The organism is Rhodoferax sp. MLSD5-FHT05B10, from assembly GCF_058793415.1.
Window position 1 is genome coordinate 284,226 of the sequence record NZ_JBXAFT010000002.1, and the last position, 15,352, is coordinate 299,577.

Consider the following 15,352-nt stretch of genomic DNA (forward strand, 5'->3'; position numbering starts at 1 on the left):
GGAATCCCGCACCATGAAAATCGCTTTGGGCCCTTTGCTGTACTACTGGCAGCGCGAGGCCATCTTCAGTTTTTACGACGCCATGGCCAGCACGGCGGTCGATGTGGTGTACCTGGGCGAGACCGTGTGCTCGCGCCGCCACGAGCTGCGTCTGTCGGACTGGCTGGACATTGCCAAGCGACTGCGCGCGGCGGGCAAGGAAGTCGTCCTGTCTACCCAGGTGTTGCTGGAGTCGGGGGCCGAGGTCGGCACCATGCACAAGATCGCCAGCAATGGCGACTTTCTGGTCGAAGCCAATGACATGGGCGCCGTGCAGAGCCTGGTGGGCAAGGTGCCGTTTGTGGCCGGTCCGCACCTCAACCTCTACAACCTGCCGTCGCTGCAATGGATGGCTTCGCTGGGGGCCACGCGCTGGGTCATGCCGCTGGAGATGAAGCGCACCGATCTGGCCGTGATGCAGCAGGGCCTGCCTGCCGGGCTGCAGACCGAGGTGTTTGCCTACGGGCGCATGCCGCTGGCCTTTTCGGCACGCTGCTTCACGGCGCGGCACCACAACCTGCCCAAGGACGATTGCCGCTTCAGCTGCATTGCGAACCCCGATGGCCTGCTGCTGAAAACGCGCGAGCAGTCCGGTTTCCTGGTGCTCAACGGCACGCAAACCCAGTCGGCCAAGGTCTACAACTTGGTGGACGCGCTGGACGACATGCGCACCCTGGGCGTGGACGTGGTACGCCTGAGTCCGCAGTCGGAAAACATGGCCGAGGTGGTGGCCGTGTTCGACGCGGTGCGCAAGCAGACGCTGGCGCCCCAGGCGGCGCTGCAAAGCATGCAGCCGCTCATGCCCGACCAGGGATGCAACGGCTATTGGCATGGCCAGCCGGGGCTGGACCAGGTCGCATCGGCGGCGCAGGCAGTCGCAGCCTGATCACCATGTACTACGGTGAGCGCTTCAACAGTATCAGCCACCTCATCGGTGCGGGGCTGGCGCTGGCTGGAGCCGCCGTTCTGGTCGGGCTGGCGGCACACCTCGGCGACCCCTGGAAAATTGTCAGCTTCAGCGTCTACGGCGCCATGCTGGTGGCCCTGTATGTGGCTTCCACGCTCTACCACAGCGTGCGCGGCCGCGCCAAGGCGGTGCTGCGCAAGCTCGACCACTGCTCCATTTATCTGCTGATCGCGGGCAGCTACACGCCGTTTGCGCTGGTGTCGCTGCGCGGGCCCTGGGGCTGGTCGCTGCTGGGTGTGGTGTGGGGGCTGGCCCTGCTGGGCATCCTGCAGGAAATCTGGTTTGCCAAGGGCGCCCGCGTGCTGTCACTGGTCATCTACGTGCTCATGGGCTGGCTGGCGCTGGTGGCGGTGTCGCCCCTGTGGGATGCGCTCACACCCCTGGGCTTTGCCTGGCTGGCCGCGGGGGGTGCCTTCTACACGGTGGGCATTGTTTTCTACGCCACGGACCACAAGGTCCGCCATGGTCACGGCGTGTGGCATTTGTTTGTGCTGGCGGGCAGTAGCTGCCACTTCTTTACCGTGCTGTTTTTTGTCGCCTGATTGACTGGATTGCCATGAACCCATCTGCTCCCTTTTTGCTGCCGCCCACTGTGGGTTCCGTGCTGGCGCGCCTGCCGGCTTATCCGGGTTCGGTGTTGCTGGTGACAGCGCTCAACCGGGTCCTGGTACCGCATCTTCCGGCGGATGTGCGCCAGATCCTGCTGGGCAAAAAACTGCGTATCCAGGTGCGCGACGCACGCCTGACGTTCGACTACACCTGCACCGGTGATCGCTTCATGGCCAGCCACAGACAGTCGGAGACCGACCTCACCATCAGCGCCAGCGCACACGATTTCCTGCGCCTGGCGCAGCGCCAGGAAGATCCCGACACCCTGTTCTTCAGCCGCCGCCTGTCCATGGAAGGGGATACCGAGCTGGGCCTGGTGGTGAAGAATGCGCTGGATGCGCTGGAGCTGCCGGTGTTCGACCTGCAGCAATGGACGCCCAGCCAGGTGCTCGCCCGCTTTGCGCCACGGCGTGCTGCTACCGCGCCTGCGCACCATCCCGGAGAGTAGGCATGAAGGAGCGGGGAGCCGTCCTGCCGCTGGTGTATTCCTGCTCGGGGTGCTCCAGTGCGGCGCAACTGGCCAACCACGTGGCCTTGCGGCTGGACCGCCACGGCGTGGCCGAAATGTCGTGCATTGCCGGCGTGGGCGGCGACGTGCCCCACCTGTTGAAGATTGCGCAGTCCGGCCGACCCATCATCGCGCTCGACGGCTGCCCGCTGGTGTGCGTGCAAAGCAGCCTGGCGCGCCACGGCATCGCCGCCGACCGCCACTACCAGTTGCAGCAATATGGCGTGAAAAAGCGCAAGCACGAAGACTTTGACGCCGAGCAGGCGGCCATGGTGCTGCAACGCGTGCAGGCCGATCTGCTGGCCGCGCCGCTGACCGGAACGACCGGGGCGGGGGATGCCTGCCTGCGGGGCTGCCAGGACACGCCGCAGGCGCGCGAAATGGTTGCGACGTCCGCATGAGCACCACCCCAGCCCACGCGGCGGCTCCTGTGCCGCGGCGCATCATCGTTGCCATCTCGGGCGCCAGTGGCGCCGTCTACGGCGTGCGCCTGCTGCAGGCGCTGCGTGACATGCCGGGCGTGGAGTCCCATCTGGTGGTGTCGGACGCCGGCTGGCGCAACGTGCAGCAGGAGCACGGCCTGGACCGGGCGGCGGTGGAGGCTCTGGCCGACTGCGTGCACGACGCGCGCAACGTGGGCGCCGCCATTGCCAGCGGGTCCTTCCAATGCAGCGGCATGGTCATTGCGCCGTGTTCCATGCGCACGCTGGCGGCCGTGGCGCACGGCCTGTCCGACAACCTGCTGACCCGCGCCGCCGATGTCGTGCTCAAGGAGCGCCGCCGCCTGGTGCTCATGGTGCGCGAGTCGCCCCTGCACCTAGTGCACCTGCGCAACATGGTCAGCGTGACCGAAATGGGCGCCATCGTCTGCCCGCCCATGCCGGCGTTCTACCTGCGCCCGCAAACGGTGGATGACATCATCGACGCCAGCGTGGCGCGCGTGCTGGATCTGCTGGACCTGCCCCACACCCTGGCGCTGCGCTGGCAAGGGCAGGCGCTAACGCCCGCCGCCGATTAACCCGAGCCCCTACCGATATGCCCTACCGCGACCTGCGCGACTTCATGGCCCAGCTGGAGCAGGCAGGTGAACTGCGCCGCGTGGCCCAGCCCGTGTCGCCCCACCTGGAAATGACCGCCCTGTGCGACCGCGTGCTGCGCGCCGGTGGCCCTGCCATCCTGTTTGAAAACCCCACGGGCTACAGCATGCCGGTGCTGGGCAACTTGTTTGGTACGCCCGAACGCGTGGCGCGCGCCATGGGGGTTGCATCCCTGAGCGGCCTGCGCCCGTTTGGGGAGCTGCTGGCGTCCCTGAAGGAGCCCGAGGCGCCCAAGGGCTTCAAGGAAATGGTGGGCATGCGCAGCTTGCTCAAGACCCTGTGGAACATGGCGCCCAAGGAACTGCGTTCGGCCCCGTGCCAGGACGTGGTGTGGGAAGGCCAGGACGTGGACCTGGCCCGCCTGCCTGTGCAGCACTGCTGGCCGGGCGACGTGGCGCCGCTCATCACCTGGGGCTTGGTCATCACCCGCGGGCCGCACAAGGCGCGCCAGAACCTGGGTATCTACCGCCAGCAGGTGCTCTCGCGCAACCAGCTCATCATGCGCTGGCTGGCGCACCGTGGCGGCGCGCTGGACTTTCGCGACCACTGCGCCAGGAACCCTGGCCAGCCCTATCCGGTGTGCGTGGCATTGGGCGCCGACCCGGCCACCATCCTGGGTGCCGTCACCCCCGTGCCCGACAGCCTCTCGGAGTACCAGTTTGCCGGCCTGCTGCGTGGCAGCCGCACCGAACTGGTCAAGGCCCTGGGCAGCGACCTGCAGGTGCCCGCCAGCGCCGAGATCGTGCTCGAAGGCCATATCTACCCCGACGCCACCCACCCCAGCGGTTACCAGCATGCGCTGGAAGGTCCCTACGGTGACCACACCGGCTACTACAACGAGCAGGCCGATTTCCCCGTGTTCACCGTGGACCGCATCACCCTGCGCCGCGACCCCATCTACCACTCCACCTACACCGGCAAGCCGCCGGACGAACCGGCCGTGCTGGGCATGGCGCTCAACGAGCTGTTCATTCCGCTGCTGCAGCGCCAGTTCCCTGAAATCACCGACTTCTACCTGCCGCCCGAAGGCTGCAGCTACCGCATGGCCGTGGTGCAGATCAAGAAGGCCTACCCCGGCCACGCCCGGCGCATCATGATGGGCGTGTGGAGCCACCTGCGCCAGTTCATGTACACCAAGTTCATCGTGGTGGTGGACGACGATGTGAACGTGCGCGACTGGAAGGAAGTCATCTGGGCCCTGACCACCCGTGTCGACCCGGTGCGCGACACCATGATGGTGGAAAACACCCCCATCGACTACCTGGACTTCGCCTCCCCCGTGAGCGGTCTGGGCAGCAAGATGGGGCTGGATGCCACCAACAAATGGCCGGGCGAGACGCAACGCGAATGGGGCCGCACCATTACCATGGATGCCGATGTGCAGCAGCGCATGGATGGGGTGTTTGACGCACTGGGGTTGTAAGCAATCTGCTGCTTGTGCGAAGTTTGCTATCGAATGTATAGCTGCTTGTATAGATCAAAAAAATGTTTGAAAACGCAGGCGCGCGAAATGCAGCGGATTTTTATATTTCCGACGAATTGATGCGTTGACGTGGAATCCCCGGGGCAGGGCAGTCCTTTGCGGTGGGTTTCTGTATTCGTTAATTTCTGTCGCGAATTGCCCCAACGCTCCCCCGTTTTATCAATCGCTGGATGTTTCTTTGGTACATTTATTGCGCCTCTTTGGTGGGGTGCATAAGTCACTCAATGGCCAATGAGGCATTAACTAAGGGAATTGCTTTTACATGAAAAATAATATTTATCCGCCATGCTTGCTGACGGTGGTTTTGGTTCTTGGCGGATGTGCCCATCAAGAAGAATCAAGGACCCTACCCATTCAAAAAGTGGAGTCTGCGGGGCAAACATATAGCGGCCCACGCACTCCCATATCAGTTGGCAAGTTCGACAACCGATCATCTTTTTTGCGTGGTGTGTTTTCTGACAATGTAGATCGCTTGGGAGGTCAGGCACAAACGATTCTGGTCACCCACTTGCAGCAGAGTCGCCGCTTCAACGTGTTGGACCGTACGAACATGACGGAAATTAAGGAAGAGGCGGCTATCCAGAAAAAAGTTCAAAAACTCAAGGGAGCAGACTTTGTCGTAACCGGTGACGTGACGGAGTTTGGACGCAAGGATGTAGGCGATCGCCAGTTGTTTGGCATTCTGGGGCGTGGGAAAACGCAGATTGCTTATGCCAAGGTCAATTTGAATATTGTGAATACGCTGACGTCGGAAGTGGTGTTTTCTTCACAAGGCGCTGGTGAATACAGCCTGTCTGAACGTGAAGTTATCGGCTTTGGTGGAACGGCAGGTTACGACTCCACGCTCAATGGAAAGGTGCTTGATCTTGCGATTCGTGACGCGGTGAACAATCTTGTTACCGGCATCGACAGTGGCGCGTGGCGTCCAGCTCCTTGATATCACTCTCTACACATCGAGGAAACAACACATGTCAAAAATTCGATTGGGCGTGGCCGCAATTTTGCTGGTCTCTGCCGTGCTGGGTGGCTGCGCCACCAAACCGACCACCCTCTATCAATGGCAGGGCTACCAGGCTAACGTGGATGCCTACTTCCGTGGCGATAAGCTGAGCCCGGATGCGCAAACACAGTTGATGGAAGAAGACCTGCAAAAAATTCGGGCTAGTGGTGGAGCTGTTCCACCAGGGTATTACGCGCATTTGGGTTTGCTCTATGGGCAGCAAGGAAAATTGGATCAATTTGCCCAGCAAATGCGGGCGGAGAAGAAACAGTACCCTGAATCGGAAACGTTCATGGACTTCCTGTTGCGTAACTTCAAAAAATAAGGGAGCCCTATGTACTGCAAAAACTACTTCAAAATACTGGCGGTCGTGATCTGCGCAATCGCTATGACGGGATGCGCGACGCAAAAGGCATTCGATTACACCGCGTACAAAGAAAGCCGACCCAAGTCCATTTTGGTTCTTCCCCCCTTGAACAATACGCCTGAGGTGCAAGCCTCGTATAGCGTGCTGTCGTACGCTACCCGGCCGTTGGCTGAGGCTGGCTACTATGTCATGCCCGTAACGTTGGTGGCCGAAGCTTTCAAGGAAAACGGGATGACACAGCCGGCCGATATGCATGCAACGTCGGCCGACAAGTTGCGACAGATTTTTGGCGCAGATGCGGTTCTGTACGTCACCATTTCCAAGTACGGCACGGTGTATCAGGTGGTCAATAGCGCCTCGGTGGTTGCTGCCGAAGCCAAATTGGTAGACCTGAAAACTGGCAAGTTGCTGTGGACGGGTTCCGCTTCGGCGTCGAGTGAGGAGGGGCAGAACCAACAACAGGGTGGATTGGCTGGCTTGCTGATTTCGGCCATCGTCAAGCAAGTGATGGCGAATGTTTTGGATCAAAGTCATCAAGTGGCAGGCATCACTACCGCCCGTTTGTTGTCACCCGGTATGCTTAACGGCGTGTTGTACGGTCCGCGCTCGCCAAATTACGGCAAGGATTGAGCTTCTGGAATGTGAGCGCGGGGGCATGGGTTGTTCAAGCCCCTGTCACCTGCGTTCAGACGGCACCCCACCCGCCGACGACAATAGGTGCATGGACTTTGCACATTCCTCCCGGGCGCAGGACTTGCGCCAACGCCTGGATGCCTTCATGCAGCGCTATGTGCTGCCCTACAACGCGGCCTGGCACCGTTCGGTGCAGGACGGCGTGTACCCGCCGCCGTTTCTGGAAGACCTCAAGACCCTGGCGCGGGAGGAGGGGTTGTGGAACCTGTTCCTGCCCTGCCTGGAGGCCGGTGAGCCCGGCACCCGCCTGAGCAATCTGGACTACGCGCCGCTGGCCGAAACCATGGGCCGCCTGCACTGGGCGCCCGAGGTGTTCAACTGCAGCGCGCCCGACACCGGCAACATGGAGTTGCTGCACCGGTTTGCCACGCCCGCGCAGCGCGCGCAGTGGCTGGAACCCCTGCTCAATGGCCAGATGCGTTCGGCCTTTGCCATGTCCGAACCCGATGTAGCCTCCAGCGACCCCACCAATCTGCAGACCACCGTGCGCCGCGAGGGCGAGCAACTGGTGCTCAATGGCCGCAAGTGGTTCATCACCGGCGTGTCCCATCCGCAGTGCAAGCTGATGATCGTGATGTGCCGCAACACCTCCGATGCAGAAGAAGAGGGGGCTGATGCCAGCGCCCACCACCAGCACAGCATGGTGCTCATTCCCCTGGATACGCCGGGCGTGCAGGTGGTGCGCAACATTCCTGTGGTGCACCACCACTCGCCCGAAGGGCATTGTGAGATCGTGCTGCGCGACGTGCGCGTGTCCGCTGACCATTTGCTGGGTGCCTGGGGCGCCGGTTTTGCCATGGCGCAGGCGCGCCTGGGGCCGGGGCGCGTGCACCACTGCATGCGTGCCATTGGCCAGTGCGAGCTGGCGCTGGCGCTGGCCACCGAGCGCACGCTGGAGCGCCAGGCCTTTGGCAAATACCTGTCGGACTTTTCCAATGTGCAGGACTGGATTGCCGAGTCGCGCATGGAGATCGACCAGGCCCGCCTGCTGGTGCTGCAGGTGGCCTGGATGCTGGACCAACCCGCCGGCGTGGTCGAGCCCGGTGTGCTGCGCGCCCAGGTGGCGGCCATCAAGGTGGTGGCCGCGCGCCTGCAGTCGCGCGTGGTGGACCGTGCCATGCAGATTTTTGGCGCCATGGGTCTGTCGCCCGACACGCCCCTGGCCTTCTTCTGGACCTGGGGCCGCGCCCTGCACCTGATGGATGGCCCCGACGAAGTGCACCTGCGCACCGTGGCCCGCCATGAGCTGGCCCAGGGGCGGGCGCGTGCCGGCTCCACGGCGGCCTACTTCACCACGCCCGAGCAGCTGCAGGCACCACCGCGCATCCGCTGAGAGGGCCCATGGTCCTCGGGTATATTGCCTGTCATTCAAAAAGTTTGACCACGGAAAGACACGCACAGCAGATGAACACCCCAGGCAACCCGTGCATCAGCTCCTGCAGTGGCCTGGTGGTCCGATTTCCTGCGCCGATGGACGCGGCCCACGCCTGCCAGGACGTTCTGGCGCAGCTTCAGGCGCCCGACCTGCTGCCCCATGTGCTGGCGTCGGTCGGGCACGATGCCCTGGGTGCGTACCTGAACCTGCGGCTCGATGACGCCACCCGCGAGGCCTGGGCGCCCGGCCACGACACGCTGCAGCTCACCGATACCCTGCACCTCGACACCCAGAACCGGCCCGACGACCTGACCCGCGAGATCGTGGTGGCCATACTCATGGGGCCGGTGGCTTTCGAGTTCCCCAGTGTGGACGAGTTGCTGTCGGCCGTGCGCATCCGGCACAACATCGTGCAGGCGGCCCGCAAGACCACGCTGGCGTTTCACACCTCCGAGGCCGAGCGGCCGGAAGATTGCTGGACCTACGACGAAGACCGGGGCTTCGTCATCCGGCCCAATGTGTCGCTGATCACCGCGTTGACCAAGGCGACCCAGCCCGAGGTCTCGGGCGCGTTGTATTCGTTCTCCTGCTACCGCGCGTCGGAGTACGTCATCGTGCTGGGCATCGCACAGGAACTGCAGACGTGCAACCCGGCACTGCTGCAGCAGTTGCAGACCCTGTGGACCCAGCGGCCCATCCGGTCGGGCGAATTCCACGAGGTGTTCCTGCGCGAGCAGGGCTCCATGGAGGCGCCGTTGCCGCCGCACTATTTCGTGCCGGGGGATCGCACCTGGTTTCGCAACCCCGACGAAGCCTCGGCCGAGGCGTCCGGGTTCGAGGGCTCCTGGGTCATGTACCTGGGCGGCGGCTTGTTCACCAATTTCTGGAAGCGCGACCAGCCCTATACCCTGATGCAGAAATGCCTGGAGATCTACCACTGGCGCCATGGTCTCTACCGCGACGCTGAGGGTGAGGAACGCATCGACGAGGACAAGGTGGCCATGTGCATTGAAGCCACGCTGCAGCAGCCCGCCGAGCTCCGGCGTATCATGGCCGTCATGGAACGTTACCGTGAGGCCCGCGGCATCTACACCGATGCCGGAGGCTGCATTGATACCACCCGTGAGTTTGCGCGGTGGGTCCGCCCCGGAACGGCTGATCTGGTTCTGCCGGCTCCCTGATTTCCCGTCATGCAGTCTCGCCGCGCGCATATTGATGCGCTGAAAATATTAGCTTCGCAAAGCATCGTGCTGCACCACTTTGCGGCCTATGGGCCCATAGGGGATGCCATCAGCATTGCCGCACCCGACCTCATGGAATGGCTGTACGACTACGCGCGCATGATGGTGCAGGCGTTTCTGGTGCTGGGGGGCTACCTGGCGACCCAGAGCCTGGAGCCTTCGGGCGGTGCGCATCCGGCCCCGCTGTGGCGTACGCTGCTGCGTCGCTACCAGCGCCTCATCCTGCCGTTTCTGGTGGCGCTGGCCATCTCGGCCGCCTGCGCCGCCGCGGTGCGCCAGTGGATGCCCGATGAATACATTCCCGCCGCGCCCACCTGGCCGCAGGTGCTGGCCCATGCCCTGCTGCTGCACGGCGTGCTGGGGTACGAGGCGCTGTCGGCTGGTGCCTGGTATGTGGCGATCGACTTCCAGCTCTTTGCCCTGATGGCCCTGTGCATGTGGCTGGCCCACCAAGTGGGGCGGGGGCACGCCTTTGCCCGCAAGCTGGCGCGGGCGCTGGTCGTTGGGCTGCTGCTGCTGTCGCTGTTTCACTTCAACCGCGATCCGGATTGGGACAACTGGGCGCTCTATTTTTTCGCCTCCTACGGCATGGGGGCGGTGGCCGCATGGGCCGGCAAGTCCCGCCGCCCGGGGCTCATTCTGGCCCTGCTGGCCCTGATCGGCGTCTCGGCCCTGGCGCTGGATTTCCGGGGGCGCATTGCCCTGGCGCTGGCCGTGGCGTTGTGGCTGGGCACCAAGCTCTGGCCGCGTGCGGTGAAATGGCGCCACAAGCGGGTGCCGGCGCTGCCCACCGTGCTGGTGCGGCCGGTGTCGGTGCTGGGTCAGGCGTCCTACGCCCTGTTTCTGGTGCATTTTCCGGTCCTGATGCTGGCGAATGCGCTGTTCGTGCACGCGGGGCTGACGACTCCGCTGGCGGGGCTCATTGCGCTGCTGGTCAGCTGGGGCGCCTGCACGGCAGTGGCGCTGGGGTTTGCGTACCATGTCGAGATACCGCTTTCGCGCTGGAGCGCCCAACACGGCTTGCGCCGGCTTTAGAGCCACTGGCGCAACCCGATTGACGGAGACCCCCTGTATGTCCTCTGCTACTGAAACCATCACCCTGGGCGGCGGCTGCTTCTGGTGCACGGAGGCGGTGTACGTGCAGGTGCGCGGCGTGCTCGATGTCGAATCCGGCTACAGCAACGGCCACCTGCAGCACCCCAGCTACGAGGAAGTGTGTACAGGCACCACTGGTCACAATGAGGTGGTCAAGCTGGTTTATGACCCGGCGCAGATCAGCACGCGCGAGGTGCTGGAGATTTTCTTTGTCATCCACGACCCCACCACGCTCAACCGCCAGGGCAACGACGTGGGCACGCAGTACCGCAGCGGCATCTACACCAGCACGCCCGAGCAGCAGGCCGTGGCGCAGGCCGTGATCGCCGAGATGGCGGCCAGCGGCGTGTACAGCCACCCCATCGTCACGGAAGTGCTGCCGGTGTCCAATTACTGGCCGGCCGAGGACTACCACCAGGACTTCTTCGCCCGCAACCCCCACCAGGGCTATTGCATGGCGGTGGCTGCGCCCAAGGTGGCCAAGTTCCGCAAGACGTTTGCGCGGCTGCAAAAGACCTGAGCCGCGCGCCCATGAGCCGATTGGCCCTCACCCGCGACAAGATCTACAAGACCGTAGCCCGCCAGTTGCACGGCACGGTGCCCTGCTGGGTGTGTGGCGAACACGTGCTGCCCGGCGCGGCCACGCTGGAGCACATCCGCCCGCTGAGCGAGGGCGGCAGCAGCCACCTCGAAAACCTGGCCATCAGCCACGACTTCTGCAACAACCAGCGCCACGCCAAGGGAACGGTCACGCCGTCCACGGAGCTGGCTGGCACGGTGCGCCCGCGCGCGGGCTGACCAAGGCGGTCCGGTCCGGGCTGCGGGAACTTTATGCCGCTTTGCTATTCTGACCGGCCATGATTCAAACGCTCCAACTGGGTTACCACTACCCGAACGGCCCCCGGCTGGAATTTCCCGACGTAGATGTTGCCCAAGGCGCGGTGCTGCTGCTCAGCGGTCCTTCTGGCTGCGGCAAGTCCACCTGGCTGGCGCTGGTGGCCGGTTTGGTGGCGCCCACGGCGGGCTCCCTGACGGTGGCGGGGCAGGCGCTGGCCGCGCTCAAACCGGTGGCGGCAGACGCCTGGCGGGCCCGGGCCATCGGTTTCTTGCCCCAGAAACTGCACCTCAGCGCCGCACTCACCGTGGCGCAGAACCTGGCCATGGCGCAATGGGCGGGCGGCCAGCCGCAAGACCCGGCGCGCATCGACGCCGCCCTGGGTGCCCTGGGCGTGCAGGACCTGGCCCAGCGCAAGCCCGCGCAGCTCTCGGGCGGGCAGGCGCAGCGCGTGGCGCTGGCGCGCGCCGTGCTGGCGCAGCCCCGCGTGATCCTGGCCGATGAGCCCACGGCCAGCCTGGACGACGAAGCCGCCGCCGATGCCGTGGGGCTGTTGCTGGCCACCGCCCGCACCCAGGGCGCCACGCTGGTGATTGCCACCCACGACGCCCGCGTAGCGGCCCTGATTCCCCCGGGAACGGATGGCCAAACCGGCTTCCAGTCCTTGAAATTACTGCGCAAACAGCTATGAAAACAATAGCACTCGCCTGGCGCTACCTGTGGTCCCGTCCCCTGGGCGCGGCCCTCAACCTGCTGCTCTTGAGCCTGGGGCTGGCTTCCATCACCTTCCTGCTGCTGGTGAACTACCAGTTCAGCCGGGCCTTTGACCGCGATCTGGCCGGCATTGATGTGGTGGTGGGGGCCAAGGGCAGCCCCATGCAGCTCATTCTCTCGGGCGTGTTCCACATCGACGTGCCGCCGGGCAACGTGCCGCTCAAGGCCGTGCAGGCGCTGCGCGCGCACCCGCTGGTGGCCCAGGTCATCCCCATCAGCCTGGGCGACAACTTCCGCGGCTTTCGCATCGTGGGCACCTCGCACGACTACATTACGCACTACCAGGCCACGCTGGCCCAGGGCGAACTGTGGAACGCGCCCATGCAGGTGGTGCTGGGTTCCACCGTGGCCCAGAAAATGGGCCTGAAGCTGGGGGACACGTTTGTCGGCTCGCACGGCCTGGGTGCCGGAGGCCATGTCCACGGCGACAGTACCTACACCGTGCACGGCATTCTGGCGCCCTCCGGCAGCGTGCTGGACCGCCTGATCCTCACCGACACAGCCTCCGTCTGGAAGGTGCACGAAGACTACACCGCCGTGGACGACGAAGACCGCAAGATCATGGAGGAGGAGCGCGAAGTGACCCTGGCGCTGGTGCGCTACAAGACGCCCATGGCGGCCATGACCTTCCCGCGCTACATCAACTCCAGCACCGAAATGCAGGCCGCCGCCCCCGCGCTGGAAATCACCCGCCTGCTCAGCATGCTGGGCGTGGGCACCGACGTGCTGCGCGCCTTTGCCGGCGTGCTCCTGCTCACGGCGGGCCTGAGCGTGTTCATCGCCCTGTGGAGCGCGGTGCGCGAACGCCGGGGCGATCTGGCGCTGCTGCGCATGCTGGGCGCGCCCCCGCGGCGGGTGGCGGCGCTGCTGCTGTCCGAAGCGCTGTGGCTGGGCCTGCTGGCGGCCGTGCTAGGGCTGGCCGCCGGCCAGGCGCTGACGGCCGCACTGGGCTGGATGCTGCAACTGGACCACTCGCTGCTCATTGGTGGCATGGTCTGGCCGATAGAACTGGCGCTGGTGCCGGTCCTGGCGCTGGGTGTGGCCCTGGCGGCGGCGATTCTGCCGGCGCTGGGGGCCTACCGCGTGAGCGTGCTGGAGCTGCTGCAAGGCCGATAACTTCTACCCCACCAAGGAAAAATGATGCATAAGACACTGCTAGCCCTCGCAATGATTGCGTTGAATGCTACGGTTTCCATAGCGGCCGAGAAACCGCTGGATGCCGACACCCAACAGGACATCGCCCGCCACCGCGCCATGGCTGCCGCCCACGAGGCTGCCGCCCAGTGCCTGGAGTCCGGCAAGAAAGACGAAGTCTGCGAGAAGGAATTGCTGCAGGCCTGCAAGGGGCTGGCCATTGGCCGGTTTTGTGGAATGAAGCACGAGCACTAAGATAGACGGGTCAAGGAGTCCACCATGCAACGCACCACCATTCGCCCCTCCACCCGCCGCAGCGTACTGGCGGCGGCGCTGTGCGCCTGCCTGCTGCCGCTGGGGGCCTCGGCGCAGCTGAGTTCGCCGCTGGGCGGTGGCGCACTGCCTTTGGGTACCGGTCCTGGCGTGCACCCCCCCAACAGCCCGTTCCCGCCGCTGCAGGAGCGGGCCGATGTGCTGCCCTGGTCGGTGCTGACCGCCGTTAAGACCAAGGTGGAGAAGAACCGGATGCTGCCGGTATTCACTGCGCCCATCCTGGCCCTGAACCAGAAGAGCCAGCGCGTGCAGGGCTTCATGATGCCGCTGGACCCGGGCGAAAAGCAGAAACACTTCTTACTGAGCTCGGTGCCGCTGACCTGCGCGTTCTGCGTGCCCGGCGGGCCGGAGAGCATGGTGGAAGTCAAGACCAAGACCCCGGTGAAGTATTCGATGGAGCCCGTGGTGGTGGAGGGGCAGTTTGCCGTCCTCCACGACGACCCCTATGGCCTGTACTACCGCGTGACCGACGCGGTGGCGGTGAAGTAGGGCGCCTCGTTAAGGCGCCAGCCGTTCGCGCACCCAGGAGCCGTCGGCGGCCAGCGTGTAGCGCAGACGGTCGTGCAGGCGGCTCTTGCGGCCTTGCCAGAACTCCCAGCGGTCGGGCTTGAGGCGGTAGCCGCCCCAGTGCGGCGGGCGCGGCGGCTGCAGCAGGAAGCGGGCGCCATATTTGGCGGCGTTGGCCACCAGCACGCTGCGCCCGGGAATCACCTGGCTCTGGGGCGACGCCCAGGCACCGATGCGGGAGTCCAGCGGGCGGGTATGGAAATAGGCATCGCTTTCCTCGGCGCTGACCCGCTCCACCACGCCTTCGATGCGCACCACGCGCTCCAGCTCCACCCAGTGGAACTGCAGCGCGGCAAACGGGTTGCCCGCCAGCTCCTGGCCCTTGCGGCTCTCGTAGTTGCTGTACCAGGTGACGCCCTGCGCGTCGTAGCCCTTGATCAGCACCACCCGGGTGGAGGGGCGCAGGTTGCTGGCCACGGTGGCCACGGTCATGGCATTGGGCTCGGGCACCTCGGAGGCAATGGCTTCCTGGAGCCACTGGTCGAATTGCTGCAGGGGGTCGCTGTGCGAGGCGCTCTCGTCGAGTTCGGCGCGTTCGTAGCTCTTGCGGAGGTCGGCGATGGAAGTCATGCCCGCAGTATAGGGAGGTCTGGGGGGGGCCTGGCACCCCGCTGGCGCCGGCGGGGCGGGGCGGGCGGGCGGTCCGTGGAGTTGCCCGCGCACCGGGGTTTACCCGAATAGCGATTGTTTGATCCAGGTCTAAGCTGTTTGTTGCGATTGTGGTATAGGCCCTTTCGCTCCACTTTCAGGAGACACCCCCATGAGCGTCAAATTCCAGGTCAATGGCAAAGCCGTCGAAGCCCATGCCGAGCCCGACACCCCCCTGTTGTGGGTCATTCGTGACGAGCTGGGCATGACCGGCACCAAGTTTGGCTGCGGCGCGTCGTATTGCGGGGCCTGCACCGTGCACGTCAACGGGGCGTCGGTCAAGGCGTGCCAGACGCCCCTGTCCACGGTGGCGGGCAAGAAGGTCTCCACGGTCGAAGGGCTGTCCAAGAACAATACCCACCCACTGCAGGTGGCGTGGATCAAGCACGATGTGCCGCAGTGCGGCTACTGCCAGTCGGGCCAGCTCATGAGCGCAGCCGCGCTGCTGGAGGGCAACAAGAACCCGACCGATGCCGACATCGATGCCGCCATGAACGGCAACCTGTGCCGCTGCGGAACCTACCCCCGGATCAAGGCGGCCATCAAGGATGCCGCCTCCATGATGCGCAAAGCCTGAGGAGAAACAG

General features: G+C 64.6%; 20 protein-coding genes. 19 read left to right on the forward strand and 1 reads right to left on the reverse strand.

The window, feature by feature from the left end:
- Positions 1–13: 13 nt before the first annotated feature.
- From ubiV to AC1Q5W_RS04065, 18 genes are all read left to right on the forward strand, one after another.
- Positions 14–925 carry a ubiquinone anaerobic biosynthesis protein UbiV gene (ubiV, locus tag AC1Q5W_RS03980; RefSeq protein ID WP_492643752.1) on the forward strand — a complete coding sequence of 304 codons (912 nt, stop codon included), beginning with the start codon at positions 14–16 and terminating at the stop codon, positions 923–925.
- A gap of 5 nt (positions 926–930) precedes the next feature.
- On the forward strand, positions 931–1,548 hold the full coding sequence (gene trhA, locus AC1Q5W_RS03985) for a PAQR family membrane homeostasis protein TrhA (RefSeq protein WP_492643751.1): 618 nt from the start codon (positions 931–933) through the stop codon (positions 1,546–1,548).
- Between the two features lie 14 nt (positions 1,549–1,562).
- Positions 1,563–2,063: a ubiquinone anaerobic biosynthesis accessory factor UbiT gene (gene ubiT / locus AC1Q5W_RS03990; protein WP_492643750.1), complete on the forward strand. Its 501-nt coding sequence runs from the start codon at positions 1,563–1,565 to the stop codon at positions 2,061–2,063.
- 2 nt (positions 2,064–2,065) lie between these two features.
- Complete coding sequence (locus AC1Q5W_RS03995) at positions 2,066–2,524, forward strand: putative zinc-binding protein (RefSeq protein ID WP_492643749.1); 459 nt, start codon at positions 2,066–2,068, stop codon at positions 2,522–2,524.
- Positions 2,521–3,141 (forward strand): UbiX family flavin prenyltransferase, encoded by a 621-nt coding sequence (locus AC1Q5W_RS04000; protein ID WP_492643748.1) that lies wholly within the window; start codon positions 2,521–2,523, stop codon positions 3,139–3,141. The genes AC1Q5W_RS03995 and AC1Q5W_RS04000 overlap by 4 nt, the downstream gene beginning before the upstream one ends.
- Before the next feature lie 17 nt (positions 3,142–3,158).
- Positions 3,159–4,643 (forward strand): 4-hydroxy-3-polyprenylbenzoate decarboxylase, encoded by a 1,485-nt coding sequence (ubiD, locus tag AC1Q5W_RS04005; RefSeq protein WP_492643747.1) that lies wholly within the window; start codon positions 3,159–3,161, stop codon positions 4,641–4,643.
- A 322-nt stretch (positions 4,644–4,965) separates the two neighbouring features.
- On the forward strand, positions 4,966–5,640 hold the full coding sequence (locus AC1Q5W_RS04010) for a CsgG/HfaB family protein (RefSeq protein WP_492643746.1): 675 nt from the start codon (positions 4,966–4,968) through the stop codon (positions 5,638–5,640).
- A 31-nt stretch (positions 5,641–5,671) separates the two neighbouring features.
- Complete coding sequence (locus AC1Q5W_RS04015; protein ID WP_492643745.1) at positions 5,672–6,028, forward strand: DUF4810 domain-containing protein; 357 nt, start codon at positions 5,672–5,674, stop codon at positions 6,026–6,028.
- A gap of 9 nt (positions 6,029–6,037) precedes the next feature.
- Positions 6,038–6,700 (forward strand): DUF799 domain-containing protein, encoded by a 663-nt coding sequence (locus AC1Q5W_RS04020; protein WP_492643744.1) that lies wholly within the window; start codon positions 6,038–6,040, stop codon positions 6,698–6,700.
- 91 nt (positions 6,701–6,791) lie between these two features.
- Positions 6,792–8,096, forward strand: a complete 1,305-nt coding sequence (locus AC1Q5W_RS04025; RefSeq protein WP_492643743.1) for an acyl-CoA dehydrogenase family protein — start codon at positions 6,792–6,794, stop codon at positions 8,094–8,096.
- 71 nt (positions 8,097–8,167) lie between these two features.
- Positions 8,168–9,319 carry a hypothetical protein gene (locus AC1Q5W_RS04030; RefSeq protein ID WP_492704080.1) on the forward strand — a complete coding sequence of 384 codons (1,152 nt, stop codon included), beginning with the start codon at positions 8,168–8,170 and terminating at the stop codon, positions 9,317–9,319.
- A gap of 9 nt (positions 9,320–9,328) precedes the next feature.
- Entirely contained in the window at positions 9,329–10,414 is a 1,086-nt protein-coding gene (locus AC1Q5W_RS04035; protein WP_492643741.1) for an acyltransferase family protein, read from the forward strand.
- 37 nt (positions 10,415–10,451) lie between these two features.
- Positions 10,452–10,994, forward strand: coding sequence for a peptide-methionine (S)-S-oxide reductase MsrA (msrA, locus tag AC1Q5W_RS04040; protein WP_492643740.1), 543 nt, complete (start codon positions 10,452–10,454; stop codon positions 10,992–10,994).
- Positions 10,995–11,005: 11 nt separating this feature from the next.
- A complete protein-coding gene (locus tag AC1Q5W_RS04045) occupies positions 11,006–11,272 on the forward strand; it encodes an HNH endonuclease (protein WP_492643739.1) in 267 nt (88 codons plus the stop codon).
- A 59-nt stretch (positions 11,273–11,331) separates the two neighbouring features.
- A complete protein-coding gene (locus AC1Q5W_RS04050) occupies positions 11,332–12,000 on the forward strand; it encodes an ABC transporter ATP-binding protein (protein WP_492643738.1) in 669 nt (222 codons plus the stop codon).
- Complete coding sequence (locus AC1Q5W_RS04055; protein ID WP_492643737.1) at positions 11,997–13,199, forward strand: ABC transporter permease; 1,203 nt, start codon at positions 11,997–11,999, stop codon at positions 13,197–13,199. The genes AC1Q5W_RS04050 and AC1Q5W_RS04055 overlap by 4 nt, the downstream gene beginning before the upstream one ends.
- Before the next feature lie 24 nt (positions 13,200–13,223).
- The gene (locus AC1Q5W_RS04060; RefSeq protein WP_492643736.1) at positions 13,224–13,472 is read left to right on the forward strand and encodes a hypothetical protein; all 249 of its coding nucleotides are present in this window, start codon (positions 13,224–13,226) and stop codon (positions 13,470–13,472) included.
- Between the two features lie 24 nt (positions 13,473–13,496).
- A complete protein-coding gene (locus tag AC1Q5W_RS04065) occupies positions 13,497–14,039 on the forward strand; it encodes a DUF3299 domain-containing protein (protein WP_492643735.1) in 543 nt (180 codons plus the stop codon).
- A 9-nt stretch (positions 14,040–14,048) separates the two neighbouring features.
- Here AC1Q5W_RS04065 and pdxH read toward each other — a convergent pair whose 3' ends face one another.
- Entirely contained in the window at positions 14,049–14,687 is a 639-nt protein-coding gene (gene pdxH, locus AC1Q5W_RS04070) for a pyridoxamine 5'-phosphate oxidase (RefSeq protein ID WP_492643734.1), read from the reverse strand.
- Between the two features lie 190 nt (positions 14,688–14,877).
- Here pdxH and AC1Q5W_RS04075 point away from each other — a divergent pair, with 190 nt between their 5' ends.
- Positions 14,878–15,342, forward strand: a complete 465-nt coding sequence (locus AC1Q5W_RS04075; protein WP_492643733.1) for a (2Fe-2S)-binding protein — start codon at positions 14,878–14,880, stop codon at positions 15,340–15,342.
- Positions 15,343–15,352: the final 10 nt, after the last annotated feature.